Source organism: Sodalis sp. C49 (assembly GCF_046352915.1).
In the GTDB taxonomy this organism is placed as follows: domain Bacteria; phylum Pseudomonadota; class Gammaproteobacteria; order Enterobacterales; family Enterobacteriaceae; genus Acerihabitans.
In genome coordinates this window covers 4520673-4543512 of sequence record NZ_CP163303.1, presented here as the reverse complement: position 1 = coordinate 4543512, position 22840 = coordinate 4520673, and the positions used below count along the sequence as shown (strand labels likewise).

Annotated in this window: 18 protein-coding genes; 12 read left to right on the top strand and 6 right to left on the bottom strand. The window is 55.3% G+C overall.

The genetic code is table 11. From position 1 onward, the window contains the following. Positions 1–56: 56 nt before the first annotated feature. The 4 genes from ABUK12_RS20510 to ABUK12_RS20495 all read right to left on the bottom strand — a co-directional run bounded on the left by ABUK12_RS20510 (position 57) and on the right by ABUK12_RS20495 (position 3548). On the bottom strand, positions 57–455 hold the full coding sequence (locus tag ABUK12_RS20510) for a nuclear transport factor 2 family protein (protein WP_410013543.1): 399 nt from the start codon (positions 453–455) through the stop codon (positions 57–59). Next, entirely contained in the window at positions 452–1309 is an 858-nt protein-coding gene (locus ABUK12_RS20505) for an alpha/beta fold hydrolase (RefSeq protein ID WP_410013542.1), read from the bottom strand. The genes ABUK12_RS20510 and ABUK12_RS20505 overlap by 4 nt, the downstream gene beginning before the upstream one ends. A 4-nt stretch (positions 1310–1313) precedes the next feature. After that, positions 1314–2579, bottom strand: a complete 1266-nt coding sequence (locus ABUK12_RS20500; protein WP_410013541.1) for a cytochrome P450 — start codon at positions 2577–2579, stop codon at positions 1314–1316. A 633-nt stretch (positions 2580–3212) separates the two neighbouring features. Further along, positions 3213–3548, bottom strand: coding sequence for an EthD domain-containing protein (locus ABUK12_RS20495; protein ID WP_410013540.1), 336 nt, complete (start codon positions 3546–3548; stop codon positions 3213–3215). A 93-nt stretch (positions 3549–3641) separates the two neighbouring features. Between ABUK12_RS20495 and ABUK12_RS20490 the strand changes: the two genes are divergently transcribed. Beyond that, positions 3642–4586: an AraC family transcriptional regulator gene (locus tag ABUK12_RS20490; RefSeq protein WP_410013539.1), complete on the top strand. Its 945-nt coding sequence runs from the start codon at positions 3642–3644 to the stop codon at positions 4584–4586. A gap of 250 nt (positions 4587–4836) precedes the next feature. Here ABUK12_RS20490 and allB read toward each other — a convergent pair whose 3' ends face one another. Next, positions 4837–6408, bottom strand: a complete 1572-nt coding sequence (gene allB / locus ABUK12_RS20485; protein WP_410013538.1) for an allantoinase AllB — start codon at positions 6406–6408, stop codon at positions 4837–4839. A gap of 386 nt (positions 6409–6794) precedes the next feature. Between allB and ABUK12_RS20480 the strand changes: the two genes are divergently transcribed. The 7 genes from ABUK12_RS20480 to ABUK12_RS20450 all read left to right on the top strand — a co-directional run bounded on the left by ABUK12_RS20480 (position 6795) and on the right by ABUK12_RS20450 (position 15570). Beyond that, positions 6795–7730, top strand: coding sequence for a LysR family transcriptional regulator (locus ABUK12_RS20480; RefSeq protein ID WP_410013537.1), 936 nt, complete (start codon positions 6795–6797; stop codon positions 7728–7730). Positions 7731–7851: 121 nt separating this feature from the next. Further along, a complete protein-coding gene (locus ABUK12_RS20475) occupies positions 7852–9972 on the top strand; it encodes an FUSC family protein (RefSeq protein ID WP_410013536.1) in 2121 nt (706 codons plus the stop codon). Continuing rightward, a complete protein-coding gene (locus tag ABUK12_RS20470; protein WP_410013535.1) occupies positions 9962–10156 on the top strand; it encodes a DUF1656 domain-containing protein in 195 nt (64 codons plus the stop codon). Before ABUK12_RS20475 ends, ABUK12_RS20470 begins: the two co-directional genes overlap by 11 nt. Continuing rightward, a complete protein-coding gene (locus ABUK12_RS20465; RefSeq protein WP_410013534.1) occupies positions 10149–11090 on the top strand; it encodes a biotin/lipoyl-binding protein in 942 nt (313 codons plus the stop codon). The genes ABUK12_RS20470 and ABUK12_RS20465 overlap by 8 nt, the downstream gene beginning before the upstream one ends. Before the next feature lie 9 nt (positions 11091–11099). Beyond that, the gene (locus tag ABUK12_RS20460; RefSeq protein ID WP_410013533.1) at positions 11100–12590 is read left to right on the top strand and encodes an efflux transporter outer membrane subunit; all 1491 of its coding nucleotides are present in this window, start codon (positions 11100–11102) and stop codon (positions 12588–12590) included. A 177-nt stretch (positions 12591–12767) separates the two neighbouring features. Beyond that, positions 12768–13616, top strand: a complete 849-nt coding sequence (locus ABUK12_RS20455; RefSeq protein WP_410013532.1) for a helix-turn-helix domain-containing protein — start codon at positions 12768–12770, stop codon at positions 13614–13616. Between the two features lie 1123 nt (positions 13617–14739). Beyond that, a complete protein-coding gene (locus tag ABUK12_RS20450) occupies positions 14740–15570 on the top strand; it encodes an N-acetylmuramoyl-L-alanine amidase-like domain-containing protein (protein WP_410013531.1) in 831 nt (276 codons plus the stop codon). Between the two features lie 309 nt (positions 15571–15879). Here the strand turns inward: ABUK12_RS20450 and ABUK12_RS20445 are convergent, their stop codons facing one another. Beyond that, the gene (locus ABUK12_RS20445) at positions 15880–16911 is read right to left on the bottom strand and encodes a LacI family DNA-binding transcriptional regulator (protein ID WP_410013530.1); all 1032 of its coding nucleotides are present in this window, start codon (positions 16909–16911) and stop codon (positions 15880–15882) included. Between the two features lie 394 nt (positions 16912–17305). Here ABUK12_RS20445 and ABUK12_RS20440 point away from each other — a divergent pair, with 394 nt between their 5' ends. From ABUK12_RS20440 to ABUK12_RS20425, 4 genes are all read left to right on the top strand, one after another. Beyond that, positions 17306–18736, top strand: a complete 1431-nt coding sequence (locus ABUK12_RS20440) for a 6-phospho-beta-glucosidase (protein ID WP_410013529.1) — start codon at positions 17306–17308, stop codon at positions 18734–18736. A 318-nt stretch (positions 18737–19054) separates the two neighbouring features. Then, entirely contained in the window at positions 19055–20509 is a 1455-nt protein-coding gene (ascF, locus tag ABUK12_RS20435) for a PTS cellobiose/arbutin/salicin transporter subunit IIBC (protein WP_410013528.1), read from the top strand. Positions 20510–20704: 195 nt separating this feature from the next. Then, on the top strand, positions 20705–21823 hold the full coding sequence (ompC, locus tag ABUK12_RS20430; protein WP_410013527.1) for a porin OmpC: 1119 nt from the start codon (positions 20705–20707) through the stop codon (positions 21821–21823). Positions 21824–22146: 323 nt separating this feature from the next. After that, a complete protein-coding gene (locus ABUK12_RS20425; protein ID WP_410013526.1) occupies positions 22147–22824 on the top strand; it encodes a helix-turn-helix domain-containing protein in 678 nt (225 codons plus the stop codon). Positions 22825–22840 lie beyond the last annotated feature (16 nt).

Genomic DNA, 22840 nt, shown 5'->3' with positions numbered 1-22840 from the left:
ACCGATGGCGCAACCGTTGCCGGCTGATTTGCGGTATAGCAACACAGCCGGACGCGCTATGCCACCTGGTGCAGAGGGTCCGAGTGGTGGTGGAAAATCCGCCATTGCTCTTGTTCCCGGCGAAACAGAACCGTGACGCGCCGGCATCTTACCGTCGCATCTCTCATGTTGGTTACGCGTTCCCGCAAAATGACATAGCCGAGCATCCCGTCGTTAAAGGCTGCGATGGGTTCCTCCTGATAGTCGGGCTGCCATCCCCGGTAGTTGGCGGCTGCACGGATTATCGCCGCGCAGACCGCATCGTACCCCGTGTAGAGGCCGCCGTAGGCACCCATCATGGTGACGTCCGGCGCACGGGACCACAGTTGCTGATAGGGCGTATGCTCGCCGACAAGAAGACGTCCGACGGCGGCATGCAGCTCTCCCAGGATGTCCTCCCATGATTGCGGCTTCATGGCAGTGGCCCGATGGTCTTGCGAACGAACGGCTCGACTGCGGCGCGCCAAGCCTTGGGGTTGTCGAAGTGCAGTACATGTCCTGCGTCCGGCACCAATACAAACTCGCCTGCCGGGAGCGCATCCGCCATGCGGCGTGAACCCTCGGCGGGGAAATAACTGTGCTCCCCCGCGACCACCAGCGCCGGGCAGTGAACCTGGCTCAGCTCGGGGGTATGATCGCGGTTGTTCCAGTGTGCCCGGCAGGCAAGAACATTGCGCGTACCCGCAAGTGGCCAATAACCATCCCGCCGCTCAGCGAACACCTCGACAAAATAGTCTCCCTCAGCCGGGTGCACTCGTTCGGAATGCGCGCCAATCATGTATTGACCAAAATAGTCCCCGCCGAAATAGGCGCGGATAGCCGCAATACTGTCGAATGGGACCGGCCACTCATCCAGCCATGCCTGCCAGCGTGCCTGGACATCGGGCACCACGGCGGCCATATCGCCGATAACCACGGACCGGACCAGTTCAGGATGCTTGCCGGCAAGTTGCCACGCGGTGAGCGCGCCCATGGAATGACCAATGACCACGGCAGGCGCGAGGCCATACGCATTAATCACCGCGGCGGCGTCCTCGATATGCGCGTTGCGGTCGTAGGGCCCTTCGGGCGCGTCGCTTAAGCCGTGGCCGCGGGCATCGTATCCGATCACTTTTCCATGTTCGGTCAGCCACTGCGCCGTTGTTGACCAGGTCGTTGCCCGGCCCATCATGCCGTGGATAAGGAGAATCCCTCCGCCCTGCCCGCCGAAGTCGATTGCGGCCAGTTGAGTGCCGGCAAATCCGGCAATGTTGCTGCGCTTCCAGCTCATAGGCTTATCCTCTTTTTCCGGTGTTGATCATCAGCGATGTGGGGCCATGGAATCCCAGGTTCGTATTCCAGACGGGTTCGGTTTGCTGACTCACGTCGAAGGAAGGGTAGCGCGTGAGCAGTAGAGAAAGCGCGATTTGCGTCTGTTGGCGCACCAGCGTCGCGCCGATGCAGGCATGCGGGCCGGTGCCAAAGGAAAGATGCCGGTTGGGGGTGCGGCGTAAATCAAGGGTTTCAGGGTGATCAAAAACCGCCGGATCCCGGTTCGCGGAACCGACATAGGGCAGCACCAGTTGCCCCTCCTCGATGCGGTAACCCTTGTAGGTGAATGTCGTGGCCGCCCTGCGGCCAATGTACTGCACGGGCGTACCGTATCGAAGGAACTCCTCTATCGCCAGCGGCAATTGTTCCAGATCCGCCGCCAGCGCGCGCCGTTGGGCCGGATGCTGGTGCAGCGCCCAGACGGCATTGCCAATCAGATACCTTGTGGGCTCCAGCCCTGCGAACATCAGCAGCATGCACTGCGCGGTCGCTGATTCGATATCGAACTGGAATCCCTTGCCGCTATCGCTCATTAAACGGTTAAGTATCAGATCGTCGCGGCGGGATGTTATCGCGTCACCAGCAAGCGCGCGTAAATAACGCCCGAATGCGTGGAGACTTTTCTGGCCGCGTTGTACCTCTTCCACACTCAGATCGCTTGCGCCAAACAGGTACGCGATATCATCGGACCAACTCGCCAGTTGCTCATGATCACCGTCAGCCCCGCCCAGCAGCCGCGTGATCACTATTGCGGGTAACGGACGGGCAAAATCGGCAATCAGATCGACACGGTCCCGCTCCCGCCATGCCGCCATGAGATCCCCGGCAACATTGCGGATAACGCTGGACAAGGAACCTTTGCTGAGCAACGTTGGACACGACCAGTCCAGCCGTTGTCGACGCTGCGCATGGTCATGTCCATCAAAGAAGGCTAACCACTTGCTGAGAACGGGAATCATGTCGGCAAACTGTGCTCGATCTTCGTCGGGCAACGCCAATAACGGCAAGGCGGACCGATCATTGGTCAGTCTCGGATCCGTTAACAGCGCCTTGACGTCAGCGTAGCTGAACAGCAGCCACGATCCGCCATACATCGTCGAATAGTGAATGGGCTCTTCCCGCCGAATTTTGTCGTAGTACGGATAGGGATCCGCCAACAGCTGTGGGTTGCTTAATGAGAAGTCTTTTATTTTGAATGGGTCAGTAGCACCTGAGCGATGTAATTCCATTATTAGCACCTCGTAAATAAGGCATAGACTCCTGCGAACCGTAAAGCGGCACTCCGGCGAAAATATGTTAAAAAATAGCGCCAAGGAACTTATTACATTCACTACAGATTACGTCTTCTGATTAAATTAACTCTTGTGCTAATAAAGCAAGAACACGCATGGGCCAAAATCGCCCTTATAAACCTGACTTAAATGACAAGGCCCTTCGATTTAGCTAATGAATGATAATACTTATTAACCTATTTTAATTTCGTTAGAATATTTTTATTATATATGAATTTATATATTAAATTTTTTTAAGTTTATTTATAATAAATAAAAAAGCTTCCCAGCCCTCAATATCAAGACTGAAATATTCAGAATTCATTTATCTGTAAATAATATGTATACCTCAAGACAATTACCAATGAAAAAATAAGGTAATGCGATCCTCTTCAAATTTTATAAACTATTCTCTTTTAAACATAGCGTTAGCCAAGTCCCTGCTGCATTACCGGTTCGGTATGCAACCTAGAAGCCCCGCGACACAGCAGACTGAGCCGTTGGCCTCCAGAACGATCCGCTCAAACGCCGGTTTGCGAGAGCGGTGAGCATGGATAACAGTCTGCGCTAGAGGCCCGCTTATCGCATCGGTTAGCTTATCACCGTGATTTCTTCGGTGATTATTCTCTCGACCGAAGTCAGATCAATGAAATTCTCATGATCAGGATCTACTTTATGCAGGAAATTTTCTGAAGAGAAAAGGCCATTCAGCTCGGCCATTGTATTAAACCAGGCCTCTACCACCGCATCATAGCGCGGCTCAGGATAATTAGGCGCTGGCACAGGATAAGACACGACAAATTTCCGGATGTATTTCGCTTCAGGAATGGCCAGCAGCAGAGGTGCGTGCACCTCGCGGCGGTAGTCCATGAAGTCCTGGTGGCTCATGCCGGCCCGACGTCTGAACAGCAGAATAATTTTTATCATCTCATTTTACCTTTTGACAGATTAAGCACGAATTGCCTGACAGATGATAGGTAAGGCGACTGGGATGATCTATGCTTAAAAATCCCAATTACTTTGTTGATCGTCCAGATGAAGAGTGACCCTCTCTCCGATATTTTATCACTGCTAAAGCCTGACACTTGGGTGGCAGGCGGTCTGCATTTAGGTGGTGACTGGTCTGTCAGTTTTGACGCGCATAGCGGCATCAAATGTTATGCCATCGTATCCGGTACCGCATGGTTAGCTATGGAAGGCGACGAAGCCCCGTTACTGCTGGAGGCCGGGGATTGCGTTCTGTTACCCAACGGCAGACGCTTTGTCTTGGCACGGGATCTGGCCTTTCCCCCGCTGGCGTTTAGCGCTATGCCGACAGAGGAGTGGGTGGGTGGCATTGCGACGGTCAATGGCGGTGGCGATACGATGATGCTGGCGGGGCATTTTGCCTTCACCGGCAGCCATATCGATTTGCTGCTTGGCTCTATGCCCGCGATTATTCGTCTGCGGGACGACAGCGATAAGGTCGGCCTGCGGTGGGCGCTGGAAAGACTGCGGCTGGAATTAAGTGCAATCCAGCCGGGCGGGGTTCTGGTGGCAAAGCATCTGGCCCACCTGATGTTAATCCAGGCGTTGAGAATTTACCTCTCCACAGAAGCGGGCCGTGGCGTAGGGTGGTTATTCGCGCTGGCCGACCCCCAGTTGGCGGCGTCGATAAATGCGATTCATGCTCATCCGGGCGCACGCTGGACACTGCCGGCCCTGGCGAAAATAGCCGGTATGTCGCGGTCTAAATTTGCGCAGACGTTCAGGGCGAAGACCGGCCACTCGCCCATTATGTATCTGACCCGCTGGCGGATGCTGATTGCCTGCCGGCGTTTGATCCAGGGCGTCGACCCGGTCGCTGTCATTGCCCGGTCATTAGGCTATGAGTCAGAAAGCGCATTCAGTACCGCATTCCGGCGTTCAACCGGCTATTCACCACGCAACTACGCCAGACAACAATATCAGGCTGTACAAGCGTGACAAAGGGGGATGATGACAGGCCACGCCGCTTGCCCGGACCAGGACACAACACCTCAGTCAGGACAACCCGTATCGCCTGTCGCACGGTGAGCACGGGATTGTCCGGGACATACCCGCGGACGGCATGCTCGTGCGTCCGGCGCGCGCGTCAACCCGTTGCCGCCTGGTGGGGGATCAATGCGCGCCGGCAATGGATAACGGATTACAACCGCCGTTTTGCCCCTTGCGCTGATAGCCGGGCTTCACCTGGTCACACTTTGATATATCGGCCTGGGAATGAGCCGGTTAGGCCATCTTCCAGACTGTAAACCGTTTCGCCCCGTAACAGGGTCCGGACAATCCGGGCGCCGATTGTCCGGCCGACATAAGCGCTGATTTTATTCCTGTACTCAAGCTCCTCCGCTTTAAGGGTATAGGGCGAGTTCGGCTTGATAAAGGCAAAGTCGGCATCCTTACCAATCGCAATGCTGCCTTTGGTATGCAAAGCAAAGCGGTCGGCAGGATTGGTGGCGATGAGTCTGGCAAATTGCGTCAATGGCATCCCCCGTTTTTGTACGCTTTCATCAAAAAAAATATCAACGTCATTTTGTACTCCGGCAATGCCGCCCCAGGCGTCAAACGCGTTGTTTCTGTTTTTCAGTTTTGCCGGACAAGGTGAATGATCAGAAGTGATAAAGTTTATATTGCCGGCCAGCACATGCCGCCATAAGCCATCCTGCGCCCTTTGGTCGCGAATAGGCGGCGAGCATTTTGCCAACGGGCCGATATCGTCCAACTCATCAGTCACAAAATACAAATATTGATTACAGGTTTCACAGGTAATATTAACCCCTTCCCCGCGCGCTTTCACCACCTCGTCCACGGCTTCAGGACTTGATATATGGCAAAAATTAATGGGACAGCCGGTCATCTTCGCAAACAAAACCGCACGCCGGATAGCTTCAACTTCCGCGAAAACCGGACGCGTGGCCACATAGGATGTTAACGATCCCTCGCCTTTTTTATAGGCAATTTTCGCTAGACGGTCTGTAATGGCGGCGTTCTCAGCATGAATCATCAAAACCTTGCCGGTTTTGGCTATTTGCCGCATGCCTTCATAAAGGGAATAATCATCAACATTCAGAAAATCACCTTTAATGGAAGGATCGCCGCACGTTGCCATAAAGCATTTATATCCAACCACTCCAGAGTCGCTCTGCTCTTGGATTCCATTATTCTCTAAATTATAAGGAACCAAGCCACCATGAGACGCGACATCAATGACTAATTTCCCTTCTCCGGCAGCATATTTAATTTCCAGTGTTTTTTTATCGACGGTGGCCGGCAATTGGTTCAGCGGCATTTCGATGATCGTGGTAACACCGCCTTTGGCGCAGGCCCTGGTTCCGGTAACATACCCTTCCCAGTCGTTGCGAATGCCGCCCCCCGGTTCATTTATATGAACGTGCGCATCCACCATTCCCGGGCTTACCACCAGACCCTTTGCGTCAATCACGTGTTCAGCCCCTTTTAATGCCGAGCCGATGGCGGCAATTTTACCGTTTTTAATGGCGATGTCGGCAGGCACTTCGCCCTGTTCTAAAATAACTAAGCCATTAGCAATGATCACATCGTAATCACGCACTGCTGCCTGACGGGCAGGCAAGGCGGCGCGACTCTTTACCTCACCGGCGGTTACGGAATTGGGTGCTGTTCCCAACACCCCTATTGCCGCTATACCGGTAATTTCTTTTAAGAGATTTCTTCTATTTTCGGAAAACAAAGCGTCATTTTCCTGATTTTTTTCTTTCGCCTCCGCGCGCTTTCCTAACTTCGCTTTCATCCTTTATTTCCTTATTTTCCTTTTTCATAAAAAATAGCGTCATTAACCCTATTGCGCTATCTGGCTTTTATTGAGCAGCAGCCATAATGATTTTATTTCTTGTCATAGTGATAAGCGTTCAGAACGGCCAGGCTACTCAGTAGGTTCTATTAATCTGATAGGACTCAGTCAGCATAGCGGCAGTGTCGCCATAAACCAAAATATTAAGCCGGGCACGCGGGAATTGTGTTTTTAAACTATTCGACGCGATCGACGCCCGGTAAACAGGGCCGGGCTAAACGGAAGTGTTCATTTTTTTGCCCCTCCGCCGGGTAAACATTCTCCCGTACTTCTCACGGCATGGGTATAGCGTTAAGATTCTGTTTCACGCAATGGATGAGAGATGGATGATGAAGCTCCCCGACCTGAACCTGCTGGTCGCACTGGACGCCCTGCTGGAGGAAGGCAGCGTGGTGGGCGCCGCCCGGCGCATGAACCTGAGCCCGCCGGCGATGAGCCGTACCCTGGGCCGCATCCGGGAAACGCTGGGCGACCCGGTGTTCGTGCAGGCCGGCCGCAAACTGGTGCCGACCCCGAGGGCGCTGGCCATGCGCGAGCAGGTCAGGGCGGCGGTCGAGCAGGCGACACAGGTGCTGACGCCCAGCGCCGAGGTCGACCTGACAACCTTGGCGCGACGTTTCAACGTGCGCGCCACCGACGAGTTCGTCAGTATCCACTTGGGCCGTTTATTGGATGCGATGGCCACGAGTATGCCGCGCGCCATGCTGCGCTTCGCCCCGGAGGAAGACGATGTGGACGACGAGGCGCTGCGCAGCGGCCGCATCGATCTGTTCATCAGCGGCTCGCGCAAGCTCGGGCCGGAGATCCGTGTGCAGTCGCTGTTCACCACCACCTATGTTGGTGTTGCCCGCGAAAATCATCCGATCTTCGATAACGACATGACGTTGCAGCAGTTCACCCGCTGGGAGCATATCAACGTTTCCCGGCGGGGAAAATCCGATGGTCCCATCGACGCTGTAATCGAGGCGCAGGACCTGCGCCGGCATGTCGCCCTGGTGGTGTCCTCGCCCTACACCGCCTTATTCGCTTTGCAGGAATCCGACCTGCTGCTGCTGCTGCCCGCGCATCTCGCACACAGCGCCTTCGCCGCCGGGCTACACATCCGCCTCTTCGACCTGCCGGTCCCCCTGAAGACGGTGCTTCTCACCCAGGCATGGCATCCGCGTCTGCAGAGCGACCCTGCGCATCAGTGGTTGCGGCGCACTATCCGGCTCTTGTGCCGGGAGGATGCGTCGCCTGCCGCCAAGCCGGGAAAGGTATAGCGCGCTGGCGGCGATCGGTGCGTTGAACGCACTCGTTGATTCACTCAAAGTCACTTTCCGTAAGCAATACCGGGCCCTAAAGTAATGCAAATCGTTGCTTTAGCTTTAGGAAATGTTCATCGTGCCTTCTGCGACATTACCACCGGCATCGTCTGTCGCCCCCCTTCCCATCATCACCCGGCTTTGCGGCTGGCTGGCCCGGATTGATCTGACCACTCCACGCGCCACCTACGTCATGCGATCGACGCTTGCCGCCTGGCTGGCGCTGATAGTGGCCTATCTGCTCGAACTGCAGGCGCCGTATTCGGCCGCTTCCACCGTGCTGCTGGTCATCAACCCGATCCAGGGCGCGGTTATCGGCAAAGGCACCTGGCGCGTGCTCGGTACGCTGGCCGGCATGTTGGCCGCCATCGTGCTGATGAGTGCCTTCGGGCAGATGCCGTGGCTGTTTCTGCTGGGCTTTGGCCTGTGGCTGGGGCTGAGCGTGGCGGCAATGACGCTGCTGCGCCACTTTCGCGCGTACGGCGTCGTGGTTGCCGGCTACACCGTGGGTCTGGCGGCCTATGGCGCCCTTGAGCATCCGCTGCTGACGTTTGCTAATGTGATCAGCCGCGGTTCTTCGGTGATGGTGGGAGTGGTCTGCCTGGGGCTGGTATCGATGCTGTTCAGCGCCCGTGGCGTGCGCGGCAGACTCGACGCCCAGTTGCGGCGGCTGGCGGCGGCCATCGCCGATACCCTGGCGACGCAGCTTGGGGCGATCGGCAGCGGGAGCGACGCCGGCGCCGCCCAGGCCGCCTCGGCGAGACAACGCCTGATTGCCGAGGTCTATGGCGTGGACGACCTGCTGGCGCAGGGCAAGGCGGAATCGGCCGACCTGGCGCAGCGCGCCGTGACCGTGCGGCATGCGATGACGTCATTGTTCGCCGCGCTGGTCGGCGGCGTGCCGCCCCTGCCGGCGGACAGCGCCGGCGAGCGGACGCTGCGCGCCTTGCAACCGGCGCTGGAGCAGGCATGGCGCGAAGCGGGGCGCGCCGTGGCAGGCGGACCGCAGGGGGTGGAACCGGCGATACAAACGCTGCGCCGGGTACGCACGCACCTGGGCGCCACGCTTGCCGCGGCTTCAATCGCGGCGCCGGCCGGACAGGTGGCGCACCTTATCACCGGCGACCGGCTGGTGGAGCAGATCGACGACTATCTCGCGGCGCTGGAGGGCATCGCCACATTACATCACCCACGCCCACATGGCCCGCAATCGCCGATTCCTTTCCACCGCGATACCACCGCGGCGATGGAGAACGGATGTCGTGCCATGCTGACCCTGGTGCTGGGCGGCGGGTTTTGGGTCCTTACCGGATGGCCGCATGGCAGCATGATGCTGGCGGGGCTGGCGGCCAGCTGCGCGCTGCTGGCGACGGCCCCTAATCCCGCGGCCGGCGCGGTCGAATTCATCAAGGGCACCGTCGTGGCCGTGCCGGTGGCGTTCCTTTGCGCGTTCATCGTGCTGCCCCGCATCGATGGGCTGCCGCTGCTGCTGGTGGTATTGGCCCTGTTCTGGCTGCCGGGCATCTACGCGACGACGATTCCCCGCCACGGGCTGGCCGGCGTGGCCTATCTGGTCGGATTCAATACGCTGGCGGCCGCGGCCAATCCTATGCACTATGACCTTGCGTTGTTTCTAAACGGGTCGGTGGCGTGGATACTGGCAACGTTTTTCACGCTGCTGAGCTTTCGCCTGCTGCTGCCGCGCAATCTTGCCCGTGACCATGACCGGCTGCGCCGCCGTATCCGCGACGACGCGCTGGCCGTACTGCGCGGCACGCGGGCGGATCGCCGCAATTGGCAATGGTATCAGCAGCACCGCATGGCGCAGCTCGGCACCGTATTCAAAACCCAGCCCGCCGCGCTGGATCACGCCATCGGCGACGCGCTGGCCAGCCTGCATCTGGGCCGCGAGCTGCTGCGCTTGCGCGCATGGCTGCGGCTTGCGCCGACCCTGTCCCCATTGCGCCCGCCGGTCGCGGTCGCGCTGCAGCGGATGGCCCGCCGCGCTGATACTCCGGTCCTGGCCGCCCGGCATGCGCGCCGCGCCGCGCGGACCCTGATGTGGATGGGGGCCGGCGAACCGACCTTGACGGCGGACCGGCAGCGCGTGGCCGCGGCGTTTACCGATGTGGCGGCGCTGCTCGAGGGCCATGCCGCCTATTTCGCTACACTGCCGCGGAGCCGTGCCCATGTTCAGTGAAGTCGCCATCGCCGGCATCTACCTGCCGCCATTTTTCATCTACGCCTGCATCGCGGTGCCGCTGTTCCTGGGCCTGCGCTCCCTGCTGGCACGCTGCGGCCTGCTGCGTCGGGTCTGGCATCCGGCGCTGTTTGAGTTCGCTATTTCCCTTTGTCTGGTTTCCATACTGATTCTTTATGTCTAACACTATGTCTACTGCCGCATTACTCGTAAAACCCGCCGCGAAAGCGGCCCTGACGCTGGCGGCGATCGTCGCGGCGGTGTTGCTGGTCGCCGCGCTTTGGCGCGCCTACGTGCTCGCACCCTGGACCCGCGACGGTCGCGTGAGCGCACAGGTGGTACGTATCGCCCCCGAAGTGTCCGGCACTGTCGCCGCCGTCGCCGTCGCCGATGACCAGTATGTGAAACGCGGCGACGTGCTGTATCGCATCGACCCCGAGCGTTTCCGGCTCGCCGTCGCGCAGGCCGAGGCGCAGCTGGCGGCGGCGACCGCAACGTCGCGCCAGAAGGCCCAGGATGCCAAACGGCGTCAGGGCATGGACGATCTGGTGCCCGGCGAGGACATCCAGCGGGCAAACCAGGCCGTTGCCATCGCCCAGGCGGAACAGCGCCACGCGCAGGTGGCCTTGGACGTGGCGCGATTAGACCTTGAGCGCGCAGCCCTGTACGCCCCGGTCGATGGCTACGTGACGCACCTGCGGCTGCGCCGGGGCGATTATGCCGTGGCCGGACAGCCGAACATCGCGTTGCTGGATGCGCACAGCTTCTGGATCACCGGCTATTTCGAGGAAACCAAGCTTTACGGCATCCATCCCGGCGCGCCGGCGCAGGTCCGGCTGATGGGATACGACGACCTGATCCAGGCGCATGTGTCCAGCATCGGACGCGGCATCACCGATACTAACGAGAAGGCCGACACCCAGGGTTTGCCAAGCGTCGAACCGAGTTTCAGCTGGGTTCGCCTGGCCCAGCGTATCCCGGTACGCGTCGAGATTGACCACGTGCCGCCGGGTATCGTCCTGGTAGCCGGCATGACCTGCAGTATTGACGTCGGCCAGCCGGGACACGCCCCGATTCACCAAGGGCGTTTGACGACGCTGTTGCATCGCTGGATGTAAGGAATGATTATGCGCACAGACATGCATCCCCGCGGATTCACCTTTCCGGTTCCCGTATGGGTACTGCTCCTGGCCACCGGCCTGTCGGGCTGCGCCACCGTCGGCCCCGACTATCATCCGCCGCGGATCGCGGTGCCGACACACTGGAGCGAGGCGCCGGGCGCCGTCGCAGCCGCCGACCAGGCGCGTTTGCAGACCTGGTGGCGCACATTTAACGATCCCATGCTCGATCGGCTGGTGGACAGGACGCTGGCCAACAACCAGGATCTGGGTATTGCCCAGGCACGATTGCAGCAAGCGCGCGCCGAGCGTATATCGCTCGCCGCCGGCCTGGGGCCAACCGTGTCGGCCGGCGGCTCTGGCGAAGCCTTGCGCTCCAGCAAGAGGCTGGACGATGGGACGCTGGGCGGCCAATCCCGGACCTGGCGCGCCGGCTTCGATTCCAGTTGGGAACTGGACCTGTTCGGCGGCACCCGGCGCGCGGTGGAGTCCGCCGATGCGAACATCGATGCATTAGCCCATGACCAACACGCGTTGCAGGTGAGTTTACTCTCGGAGCTGGCGGCCGACTATGCCGGGCTGCGCAGCGCGCAGGCGCGCCTGGTCATCGCCCACGACAACATCCGCACCCTGCATGAGGGCGAGCACCTGGCCGAGCGGGCAATGCGGCAGGGCCTGGGAACCGCCACGGACGTTATGCAGGCACGCGCCGAGCGCGAGTCCGCCGAGGCGCAACCGCCTCTGCTGGAGGCAGACATCGCCCGCCTGAGCCATGCCATCGGCGTACTGGCCGGAGGCTTCCCCGGCGAATGGCGGGCCACGCTGGCCAAGCCTGCGCCCAGCCTGCCCATGGTACCGGCTTTGCCGCTGGCGTTACCCTCGGACGTTATCCGCCGGCGCCCCGACCTGCTGGCGGATGAACGCCGCCTGGCCGCTGCCACGGCGCAGATTGGCGTTGCCGAAGCAGCGCGTTTCCCGCATTTCAGCATTCCGTTAAGCATCGGTACCTCCGCCAGCCTGTTGCATGACCTGTTTTCCGGCGCCAGCCTGGCGTGGTCGGCCGGGGCGCAGGCAAGCCAGACGCTCTATGACGGTGGCCGCGCGCGGGCCGGCGTCACGGCGGCACAGGCCGGAATGCAGGCGGCGGGGCTGGCCTATGAGCGCGATGTGCGCCTTGCCCTGCGTGATGTAGAAGATGCCCTGACCGGGTTAAATAGCGAACGACTGCGCCAGGCGTCGCTGGCAGCGGCGGTTGGCGACAGCCAACGGGCGCTGGAGGGGGCGACCCGGCTTTATCGCCAAGGCTTGAGTGGCTATCTGCCGGTGCTTACCGCCCAGCGCGCGGCCAATCAAGCCCGCGACGCCCTGGCATTGAGCCAGGGGGACGAAGTGCGCAGCGCTATCGCGCTTTACAAGGCCCTGGGCGCAGGGTGGCAGCGCCAAGCCATGGCCCTGGACAGCCCCGGCGCCGGCCAGCCCAACGCCGCTGCCGATGAATGAATGCACGGCTTTCAGGGTGTGACGCCAACCCGATAAGAAGACGACCGGGCGAGCCAGCAGAACGGCCCTGACCTTATTCCAGACAAGAAACAGCACGCCCCTGTTAATACCCGGTATGAAATCGCGTTAACCGCCATGACTCATTCATCGCCCACGCGGGAACAAGGGAAATTACCGATGACTTATGATGACATTATTTCAGATTTACTTAACTGGCTAGAGTCCCATATCGATCAGCAGTTATCCCTTGATGCCATTGCGGCGAAAGCAGGCTATTCTAAATGGCACCTGCAACGCATATTCCTGAAAATAACCGGCAGTAAGCTGGGTACCTATGTACGGGAGCGAAGGTTATCCAAAGCCGCATTGGCACTCTACCACAGCAGCCGATCCATTTTAGATATCGCGCTGGAATATGGCTTTGATTCGCAACAAAGCTTCAGCCGCGCATTTAAAAAACAATTTTTTATTACGCCCGATCATTACCGCAAGATGGCGGATTGGGATACTGTCGGCCTCAGACCCCCGATACAGTTACACCCTTTTCATGTACCGCAACCAGCGTTAGTTATGCTGCCCCGCTTGGCATTAGTCCGTCTGCCCGCCAGCGTGTATCGCCCAGTAGATAACGATGGTTATCAGGGCAATACCTTAGCAAGCGATCTGCGAGGATGCGCACGGGACATCAATGCGGATGGAACGTCGATGCTGTATGGATTACATCATCTTTATCTGGCAAGAAAGCATAAACAACAAACTTACTATAGCATTGCCGCCGGTCAAATTGACGAAACAGAACGTCAGGCAATATTTATAGAAACGGGAATCTATGCGCGTTTTACCTATAATGGCCCATCGGATATGTTACCTTCATTTATTATGAAGATTTATGAAAACCACTTACCCGCGCTGGGATTCATCCGCCGGCAAGGTTACGATATAACACGTTTCCATGCCCTCGAAAGGACCGTTGCCGCCGCTTCGTTACTGCAATGTGATTATTTTATTCCCTGGAAGGAAAAATGATACCCTTGGGGATATGCAATACTGTTGATGCCATTGAGGTTATCTGGCGTGAAGCGGGTCCGTTCGCGGGCCTTCTATACCGCCCCGCGTGCACACGGATTCCCGGCGACCGCAGCGATGTCATGCTCTCGAAAGCGTCAGCGTGCTGCTTTGGCGGTCTGCAGATCGGACTGGCCATGCTCTTGACGGACGGTCAGGGCCGGAGCTCAGCCTTACAGATGTTAAAAGCCCCAACTCGGAGAGTCGGGGCTTTTAAGGTACAACGCACTTAAGATTTAACATTCATCAACTTTATAACGACTTACTGCTATGGGTACTGCGTTTATAGATGTACATGTGTATCACAGAATATATGAGCCACCTATATTGTACGATGTCCTCCCATCTGTTGCCTGAAAGGTAATTGTTCACTTAGCCCTATGCGTATCACTTTAGCTAAGCCTGTACAGTACATCCCCCTCGCGATATAGACTTTGTGTTACGTGGCTTTACTTCTGTCGCGATATACCTACTTTAATACCGTTTTACACCCATCGCGAACAATATAATAACTATAAAGCCTTAACTCATCGCGTTTTCATGACGATATTAACATGCGATGGCAGAGATTGACTACCTGGCCTTAAAGCATCGCCGTTCGAGTTTATTGAAGCCACTCTCACCGGCATAATGTTACTCTGTACTTCGTGGCCTTTATCGCATTATTTACTTACTTTTTACTTACTCTTTACTTACGCTTACTACTTAACTCTTACAACCTATACCGCTTAATTTAATCCACTACATACTACGCCGGCTCGATATAATCTTTACTGCTCAATGCACCGGCGTTGGATATAAATCTAATACATCTCACGGTAATGTCAATACTGTTTTTACAACCATGATTTTATTATCTGCAAATCAAACAAACCCGCGTCGGCTCCGCTTATCCAGCTCCTTTTTCTGCTACTGTGCGGCAGGGATTGAGCGTTAGCCTATTGTGCTCAGTACCCGGTATGGATCGGCCGCGCCCTGATTTAGCCCTGGCGGCCGCGATAAAACCGTGCTGCCGGCGTTTATTGAAATTTACCGCCAGGGTGGTAACCTTTTGCCTGGGAGCTCATGCCGGCGAGAGTGATTGATGAATATCGATAATGCTAACGATTATGCTCGTTTATCCCGCGATGAACGAACGGACGCCCGCGAGGATCAAAGCAGCGTATCCGCTGGCCCGGACGATGCCTTTGCCACCATGGCGACGGATGCCGTTACCTCGGAAAAAATCAACCGGCTTATCGATCGCATCGCGCTGCCCTGCCGCGATCTTAGCCTTGGCCAGCGGCTGGAAAGGCTATCCGAACAGTTTTTAGCCACGCCCTATCAAGCCAATACCCTGGTGGGCTCATTAACCGAAAAAGAGCGGCTGGTGGCCGACTTTCGCGGCGTAGACTGCTTTACCCTGCTGGACTATGTCTGCGCGTTGGCCACATCCCGCAGTGAGCATGACTTTTTCCAGCGCCTGGCGGCAATACGCTATCAGGCGGGCAACATTGATTTTCTGGCCAGAAACCATTTTTTCAGCGACTGGTGCGCCAGGGAACCGGCCAATGCCGTGGATATTACCGCGACACTTAGCCCGCAGGCGATCGGCGTCACCAAATACCTCAACCGCAAGGGCGTTGATGAGGTGTATATTCCGGGGTTGGCTATCGTGGAGCGCAGGATCAGCTATATTCCCACGGAAAAAATCGACGCTGCCGTGCTGGCTGGGCTTTATTCCGGCGATCTGATCGGCATTTATGCACCCTCGCCGGGGCTGGACGTTTCGCACGTGGGCTTTTTGATCAAAAACGCCGACGGGGTTTATTTGCGTAACGCGTCATCGCTTAGCCACAATATGAAGGTGGTGGATTCCCCGTTGGCGGCCTATTTGCAAAACAAGCCGGGCATCGTCGTACTGCGTCTTTGCTAATTAATATCGGCCGTCTTTATTTGTCTGGCGGTTTTAAGCCCGTTATGGTGAATAAACCCGCCGGTCCAGGAGTCCAGCCATCAGAGTCACGGTCATAACGTGTCGTCATCGTTACTCCCGCGCCTGGCGTCACCCGCTTAGGCGATCGCGTCTATAGCGAGTCGGGAAAAACCCTATCCATGGCCGCAAACCGGGATTTGTCCGTCAAAAGCCCCCGGCGGTTCATTGCCCATCGATTGAGTTGGAAACGACACCCTGGCCGGAGAGGCTATGGCCAGTCATTGTTTATACCGCCGGGATATTCTGTATTCAGATGGCGTTCTGCGCAGAAAATTGCGGACCATTAATGACAGAATCCCGCAGAATAAGATCTGAGGTAAATTGATTTTGCTCGGACAAATATCCGCCATCAAGCATCGAAATAATCTGATTAATCACTTCGTTGACCATATCGCTGACGGGATCTTTCACGCTGGATAACGCCGGAATCAGAAACGGCGCGACCGGGATATTATCAAAACCGATCACCGAGACATCGGCAGGCACAGCTATACCGGCGTCGTTGAGTTTTTTCATGGCACCAATCGCCATTTCGTCGTTACTGGCAAGAATGGCGCTGAACGGCTGATTCCCGGCGAGAAGAGTATCAACCGCGGCCGCGCCGCTGGCCGATGACCATTTACCCTTTACGATCAGCGCTTCCTGCACCGGTAAAGCACAGGCGGTCAATGCCTCTTTATAACCGGAAAAGCGTTCAATGGCCGTGGGGGAATCCATAGAACCGGTAATAAATGCAATGTCATGGTGACCACGTTCAATGAGCGCTTTGGTGGCGTTAAAGCTCGATCCTTTATGATCACAATAAATACAGTGGCTCAGATGCTTCCTCAATTTTCGATTCACCACCATTACCGGTATTTTATATTTATCGATGATAGCGTCCATTTTGTCGATGGATAAAAAACGCGGATAAATAATGATGCCATCGCAACCTAAATCATGTAGAAATTCAATGGCCTCCAGCTCCTCGGCGACGCTGTTTTTCCCATCCACCAGAATCAGCTTGCGTCCATTCGCATCCAGTTTTTTGGCCGCCTGAGAAATGAGCTCACTAAAGTAATTACCGTTATACAACGTATTGGTGACCACCAGCCCGATACACTTGGATTTGCTGGTCGCCAGATTACGCGCCAGCAAGTTCGGACGATATCCCGTGTCTTCGATGGCCTTGAACACCTGATCCTTCGTTTCCTGGCTGACATAGCCTTTCCCCGAAAGAACGCGTGAAACCGTGGCTTTTGAGACGCCGGCTCTGGACGCCACTTCCTGCATTGTCGACATCAGGCATACCTAAACGGAAAATGATACGCCATTCTACACATTTTGTGAGTTTTCCGGAGATTTCGACCGGCAATGTCTCCCCATAGGGATCGGCATCACAAAATTGAAGCAGAGTTAAAATTAACTATTGAATTATAAAATAGATAAACTCACTATTGTGTGAAACCGGTTACTTATCGTTTCAGCAAGAAAGTAAAAAGATGACGATAACGCAGGCTCATAGGCAACGAAAAACTTATAATTACATGAAAAATAGAGACTTATTGTTGATGCCTGCCTATTTTACAGCACTATCGCCGTCCATTGCCGACGCCATGGACATACCCATCGCCCGCGCCGTTTTGCAACGTGCTGTGAATATTGATTAAAGAAATTGAAAAAAGAGGATTGTTAGATGAGTGCATCATTATTTCCCGACGGTTTCTTATGGGGCGGCGCGATTGCCGCCAACCAGGCCGAAGGCGGGTGTTTTGAAGGTGGAAAGGGTCTGGCGACAATCGATATGATCCCGCACGGCGAACATCGTTTGGCGGTTAAACTCGGTCAGGAAAAGCGTTTCACGCTGCAAGACGATGAGTTCTACCCGAACCATCAGGCAATTGATTTTTATCATCGTTATAAAGAAGACATCGCGCTGATGGCGGAAATGGGTTTCACCGTGTTCAGAACCTCCATCGCCTGGAGCCGTCTTTATCCGAACGGTGACGAACTGACGCCGAATGCCGAAGGTATCGCGTTCTATCGCGACGTATTTGCCGAATGTAAAAAAAACGGCATCGAACCTTTGGTGACGCTGAGCCACTTCGACGTGCCGATGAATCTGGTGATTGAATACGGTTCTTGGCGCAACCGCAAAATGGTCGATTTTTTCACCCGCTATGCACGAACCTGTTTTGAAGCCTTTGACGGTCTGGTGAAATACTGGCTGACTTTCAACGAGATCAATATCCTGCTGCACAGCCCATTCTCCGGTGCCGGTTTGGTATTCGAAGCGGGTGAAAATCAGGAGCAGGTAAAATATCAGGCGGTACATCACGAACTGATAGCCAGCGCGCTGGCGACAAAAATTGCCCACGAAGTCAACCCGGAGAACCAGGTCGGCTGCATGCTGGCGGGCGGTAATTTCTACCCGAGAACCTGCAAACCGGCAGATGTCTGGGCGGCGCTGCAAAAAGACCGCGAAAATCTGTTCTTTATCGACGTGCAGGCGCGCGGTGCTTATCCGTCCTACACCAAACGCATTTTTGCCGAGAAGGGCATTACCCTCGACAAAGCGCCGGGGGATGACGAGATCCTGAAAAATACCGTCGATTTCGTCTCCTTTAGTTATTACGCTTCACGCTGCGCCTCGGCGGACATGAGCGAGAATAACAGCAGTGCGGTCAATGTCGTCAACTCGCTGAGAAATCCGCATCTTGACGTCAGCGAATGGGGCTGGGGCATCGACCCGTTGGGCCTGCGTATCACGATGAATATGATGTATGACCGCTACCAGAAACCGTTATTCCTGGTGGAAAACGGCCTCGGCGCAAAAGACGAAATTAACGCACAGGGTGAAATCGTTGACGATTACCGCATCAACTACCTGCGTGAGCACATCAAAGCGATGGGCGAAGCCATCGCCGACGGAATCCCGGTGATCGGCTACACCTCGTGGGGCTGCATCGATCTGGTTTCCGCCTCCACCGGTGAAATGAGCAAACGCTACGGTTTCGTCTATGTCGATCGCGACGACCATGGCAACGGTACCCTGGCAAGAAAGAGAAAAAAATCATTTTACTGGTATAAAAAGGTTATTGCGAGCAAGGGGGCAGATTTGGATTGACCGCCAATATAAACCTTAAACCCACATCAGGTCTGGGTAAGTAACATTATATTCATTCGAAGCGGTGAATGTTGACTTTAGCCCGCCCTCATGAATAGAAAAATAATAGGTTGCACAACTATCATAGCGACCAAGAAATACGTGGGCGGCCGCCTGATGGGTTATTACAACCCCATGAAGCCACACCGCGATATCATGGGTATGCACCGGTATCAGCTGTAAATATGGCTGATTTACTGTCCGGATATTGTGGCCCGCAAGCCGACCAGGTTCAGTAATCAGTATAGAACCGGGTACCTACTTAAGAGGACTTTATTTATGTCTAAAAATTATGCGGCATCAGCACAATCGATAGTCGATGCCCTCGGCGGGGCAAATAACATTACCGCCGTCACCCACTGTATGACGCGCTTACGTTTTGTTATTAATGATGATTCAGCGCTGGATACAGAAAAACTGAAATCCATCAGCGGCGTGCTGGGGGTAGTAAGAAACAACAACCAGTGCCAGGTGATCATCGGCAATACGGTTTCGCAGGCTTATGCCGAAGTTATTAAGCTGTTGCCGGAAAATGCCGTTGCGCAACGCCCCCTGCCGGGGAAAAATAAAATTACCCTAAGACGCATCGGTGCGGGCATTCTGGATGCATTGATCGGCACCATGTCACCGCTGATTCCGGCCATTATCGGCGGTTCTATGGTGAAATTACTCGCTATGGTTTTCACTATGACCGGAGCACTTTCCAGCACCTCGGCGACACTCATTATTCTTAATGCGATTGGCGACGGCGCCTTCTTTTTCCTGCCGGTGATGGTTGCGGCATCCGCAGCGGTAAAATTTAAAACGAATATGTCGCTGGCGATTGCGATTGCCGGTGTATTGGTCCATCCCGGCTTTATTGATCTCATGGCAAAAGCCGCACAAGGCCAGCACGTCGAATTTATGGGAATTTCCGTCACGGCGGTAAAATATTCCTACACGGTGGTCCCGGCGCTGGTGATGACCTGGCTGCTTTCCTATATTGAACGCTGGGTTGATAAAATCACCCCGGCGGTGACCAAAAACTTCCTCAAACCGATGTTGATCGTATTGATCGCAGCCCCGATCGCCATCGTATTGATTGGCCCGTTAGGGATCTGGATCGGTACCGCCATTTCCGCCCTGGTCTACACCATTCATAGCTATCTTGGCTGGTTGTCCGTGGCGATTATGGGCGGGATTTGGCCACTGCTGGTCATGACCGGTATGCATCGGGTGTTCACGCCGACCATTATCCAGACCATTGCCACAACCGGGACCGAAGGCATGGTTATGCCGTCGGAAATCGGCGCAAACCTGTCGCTCGGCGGCTCATCTTTGGCGGTGGCATGGCGAACTAAAAACTCCGAGCTACGTCAGACAGCCCTTGCCGCAGCGGCTTCCGCGATTGTGGCCGGAATTTCGGAACCGGCACTGTATGGCGTGGCAATACGTCTGAAACGCCCGCTTATCGCGTCGATAATCAGTGGTTTTGTGTGCGGCGGCGTGGCAGGCGCGGCAGGATTGGCGAGCCATTCCATGGCGGCGCCGGGGCTTTTCACCAGCGTTCAGTTCTTTGATCCCGCCCATCCGATGTCTATCGTCTGGGTTTTCGGGGTGATGGCGCTCGCCGTGGTGCTCTCTTTTATATTGACGCTGTTGCTGGGCTTTGAGGATGTACCGGTTTCCGGCAACGAAAGCCAAAAAACTCAGCCTGCGCCCGCTGTATTGGCGCATGAGATGAAAACAGAATGATTTACTGAAACTGTGTACCACCACGGCCATACTATAGCAATGATAAGATAACGATCTTTACAGGAATATATCCTGGCCGTCGACACGTTCATTGCCATGCCATTTTTATATTAATGACATTATTACGCTGTTATTAAAAAGTAACGTTACCCTTACTATATTACACACACTTAACTTTGATAAAGGTCGTTTATAATGAAACCTTACCTACTGACACTTTTGATTCCTGCATTATTAGTTTCAACCACCTCCGGGGCGGCGGAAATTTATAATAAAGAAGGCAATAAATTAGATTTATATGGTTTTTTTAATGGCATGCATTATTTATCAGATGATAAAAGTGCTGACGGAGATAAAACGTATATGCGTTTTGGTTTTAAGGGTTTGACCCAAATCTCTGATCAGCTGGCTGGATTCGGCCGCTGGGAATATCAAATTCAGGGTAACCAAACCGAGAGCCAAAACACCGCATTTACGCGTTATGCCTATGCCGGTTTAAAATTTGCCGGGTCTAACTCTTTCGATTATGGCCGTAACACCGGTGTGTTATATGATGCCGCATCCTATACCGATATGCAGCCGGAATTCGATGCTTCCACCTATGGCTCTGACCAGTTTTTGTTCAAACGTGGCAACGGTATCGCCACTTACCGCAACACCGATTTCTTCGGTTTGGTTGAAGGCCTGAAAGTGGCGTTGCAGTATCAAGGTAAAAACGATAGTGGGGCCAGCGAGCCGGGTACCCGTAACGTATTGTCGCAAAATGGCGATGGTTACGGCTCCTCTTTGAGTTACGATTTTAAGTCCGGCATCAGCGTCGCCGGTGCCTTTTTTAGCTCGAATCTTACCGATGAGCAAAATTCCGCGCCAGGCATCATGGGCGGGGGCGGAAAAGCTGAGGGCTATACCGGGGCGATTAAATATAATGCCGACAGCCTTTATCTGGCGGCCATGTATACGCAAGCCTACAATGCGGCGAAATTCGGATCGCCGAGTGGTACCGCCTACGGTTTAGCCAATAAATCACAGGCCGTGGAACTCTATGCGGGCTACACCCTGCTTTCAGGTCTGATTCCCTTTGTCGCTTATAACCAAACACGCGGCAGCAATTTAGGCACTGACCGTAAGGGCAACAACTACGATGCCCAGGACCTGGTCAAATTTGTTGATTTTGGTTTCACCTACAACTTCAACAAAAATATGGTGACCTATGTTGACTATAAAGTTAACTTGCTGGATGACAACACCTTCACCGAAAATGCCGGTATCGTCACGGATAATGTGTTAGCCGTAAGCATGAAGTACCAGTTCTGAGGGTATAGATAATCAGTCGGTTTTCCGTTTCGTTAAACCGACACGCCTCTGCCTCATTTTGTGTTATTGCCTGTTTTTGATGTCCTAATCCGCATAGCAAAAACAGGCATCCCTAGCCGTAACGGTTACTCCCCCCAACCTGATTTACCGATGATAAAATCGCATCAGAGACATCGCTTACTCTTGACGGCGCCTGCGCGCCCCGGATTCCCGCGCCGGGATTCCGACCGCGCCGGATCCAGGTTATAATAGTGACCACCAAGCTGGATGCCGCTGCCCACGGTATTCCCGAACCCCATGGGCATCCCCCGACAGGGAGTAAGATGCTACTACATTCGGTTTATGATGCGTTTCGCTGTATGAACCTGCTGGCCACCCTGAGCGAGCCCACGGGTATTCGTGAGATTGGCCGCCAGTTATCGCTGGATTCGGCAAAAGTGACCCGCATTATGCAAACGCTCCTGGCACTGGAGATGGTACATCGCAATGAAAAGCGCAAGTACTCGCTCGGCCTTGGCGTACACCGTTTTTCCGCCCATGCCATTCATAATTCCGCCTTTTACAAAGCCGTGCTTGAGATACTCGAGGAAGTGGGCAATAAGCCGGTTTCCATTGTCATCGGCGTGCTAAGCGGCAGGGATGTCGTCTATTTGATTCATACACGGCAGGGGAAAAGCGTGGCCCGGGCGATAGGGAATTATGATTCGGTCCCGGTGACCGAGTCGATTATCGGCATTAAACTGCTGGCCGCGCGCAGCGATGAGGAAATCGTCAGCCTGATTGGCATCCATGACTTTCATTTGATAAAAGAAGATATCGACGGCGCCCGGCGCCATCAGGTGCTGGTGAAGCGCTATCCGCCGCAGGAGTACCGTATGGCCTGCACCATTCCGGGCATGCAGGCGGCGATAGCGCTGTCAAACCTGAGCGGCGAACGGCTGGAACTGGAAACCCTGAAAAAGTTTCTGGTGTCGGCGGCGCAGAAAATCAGCGGCGGATAAGCGCCGCCGGGCCGGC

Coding starts and splice junctions, on each gene's coding strand:
- ABUK12_RS20510 (WP_410013543.1), bottom strand. CDS start 455: ATGAAGCCGCAATCATGGGAGGACATCCTGGGAGAGCTGCATGCCGCC.
- ABUK12_RS20505 (WP_410013542.1), bottom strand. CDS start 1,309: ATGAGCTGGAAGCGCAGCAACATTGCCGGATTTGCCGGCACTCAACTG.
- ABUK12_RS20500 (WP_410013541.1), bottom strand. CDS start 2,579: ATGGAATTACATCGCTCAGGTGCTACTGACCCATTCAAAATAAAAGAC.
- ABUK12_RS20495 (WP_410013540.1), bottom strand. CDS start 3,548: ATGATAAAAATTATTCTGCTGTTCAGACGTCGGGCCGGCATGAGCCAC.
- allB (WP_410013538.1), bottom strand. CDS start 6,408: ATGAAAGCGAAGTTAGGAAAGCGCGCGGAGGCGAAAGAAAAAAATCAG.
- ABUK12_RS20480 (WP_410013537.1), top strand. CDS start 6,795: ATGATGAAGCTCCCCGACCTGAACCTGCTGGTCGCACTGGACGCCCTG.
- ABUK12_RS20470 (WP_410013535.1), top strand. CDS start 9,962: ATGTTCAGTGAAGTCGCCATCGCCGGCATCTACCTGCCGCCATTTTTC.
- ABUK12_RS20465 (WP_410013534.1), top strand. CDS start 10,149: ATGTCTAACACTATGTCTACTGCCGCATTACTCGTAAAACCCGCCGCG.
- ABUK12_RS20460 (WP_410013533.1), top strand. CDS start 11,100: ATGCGCACAGACATGCATCCCCGCGGATTCACCTTTCCGGTTCCCGTA.
- ABUK12_RS20455 (WP_410013532.1), top strand. CDS start 12,768: ATGACTTATGATGACATTATTTCAGATTTACTTAACTGGCTAGAGTCC.
- ABUK12_RS20450 (WP_410013531.1), top strand. CDS start 14,740: ATGAATATCGATAATGCTAACGATTATGCTCGTTTATCCCGCGATGAA.
- ABUK12_RS20445 (WP_410013530.1), bottom strand. CDS start 16,911: ATGTCGACAATGCAGGAAGTGGCGTCCAGAGCCGGCGTCTCAAAAGCC.
- ABUK12_RS20440 (WP_410013529.1), top strand. CDS start 17,306: ATGAGTGCATCATTATTTCCCGACGGTTTCTTATGGGGCGGCGCGATT.
- ascF (WP_410013528.1), top strand. CDS start 19,055: ATGTCTAAAAATTATGCGGCATCAGCACAATCGATAGTCGATGCCCTC.
- ompC (WP_410013527.1), top strand. CDS start 20,705: ATGAAACCTTACCTACTGACACTTTTGATTCCTGCATTATTAGTTTCA.
- ABUK12_RS20425 (WP_410013526.1), top strand. CDS start 22,147: ATGCTACTACATTCGGTTTATGATGCGTTTCGCTGTATGAACCTGCTG.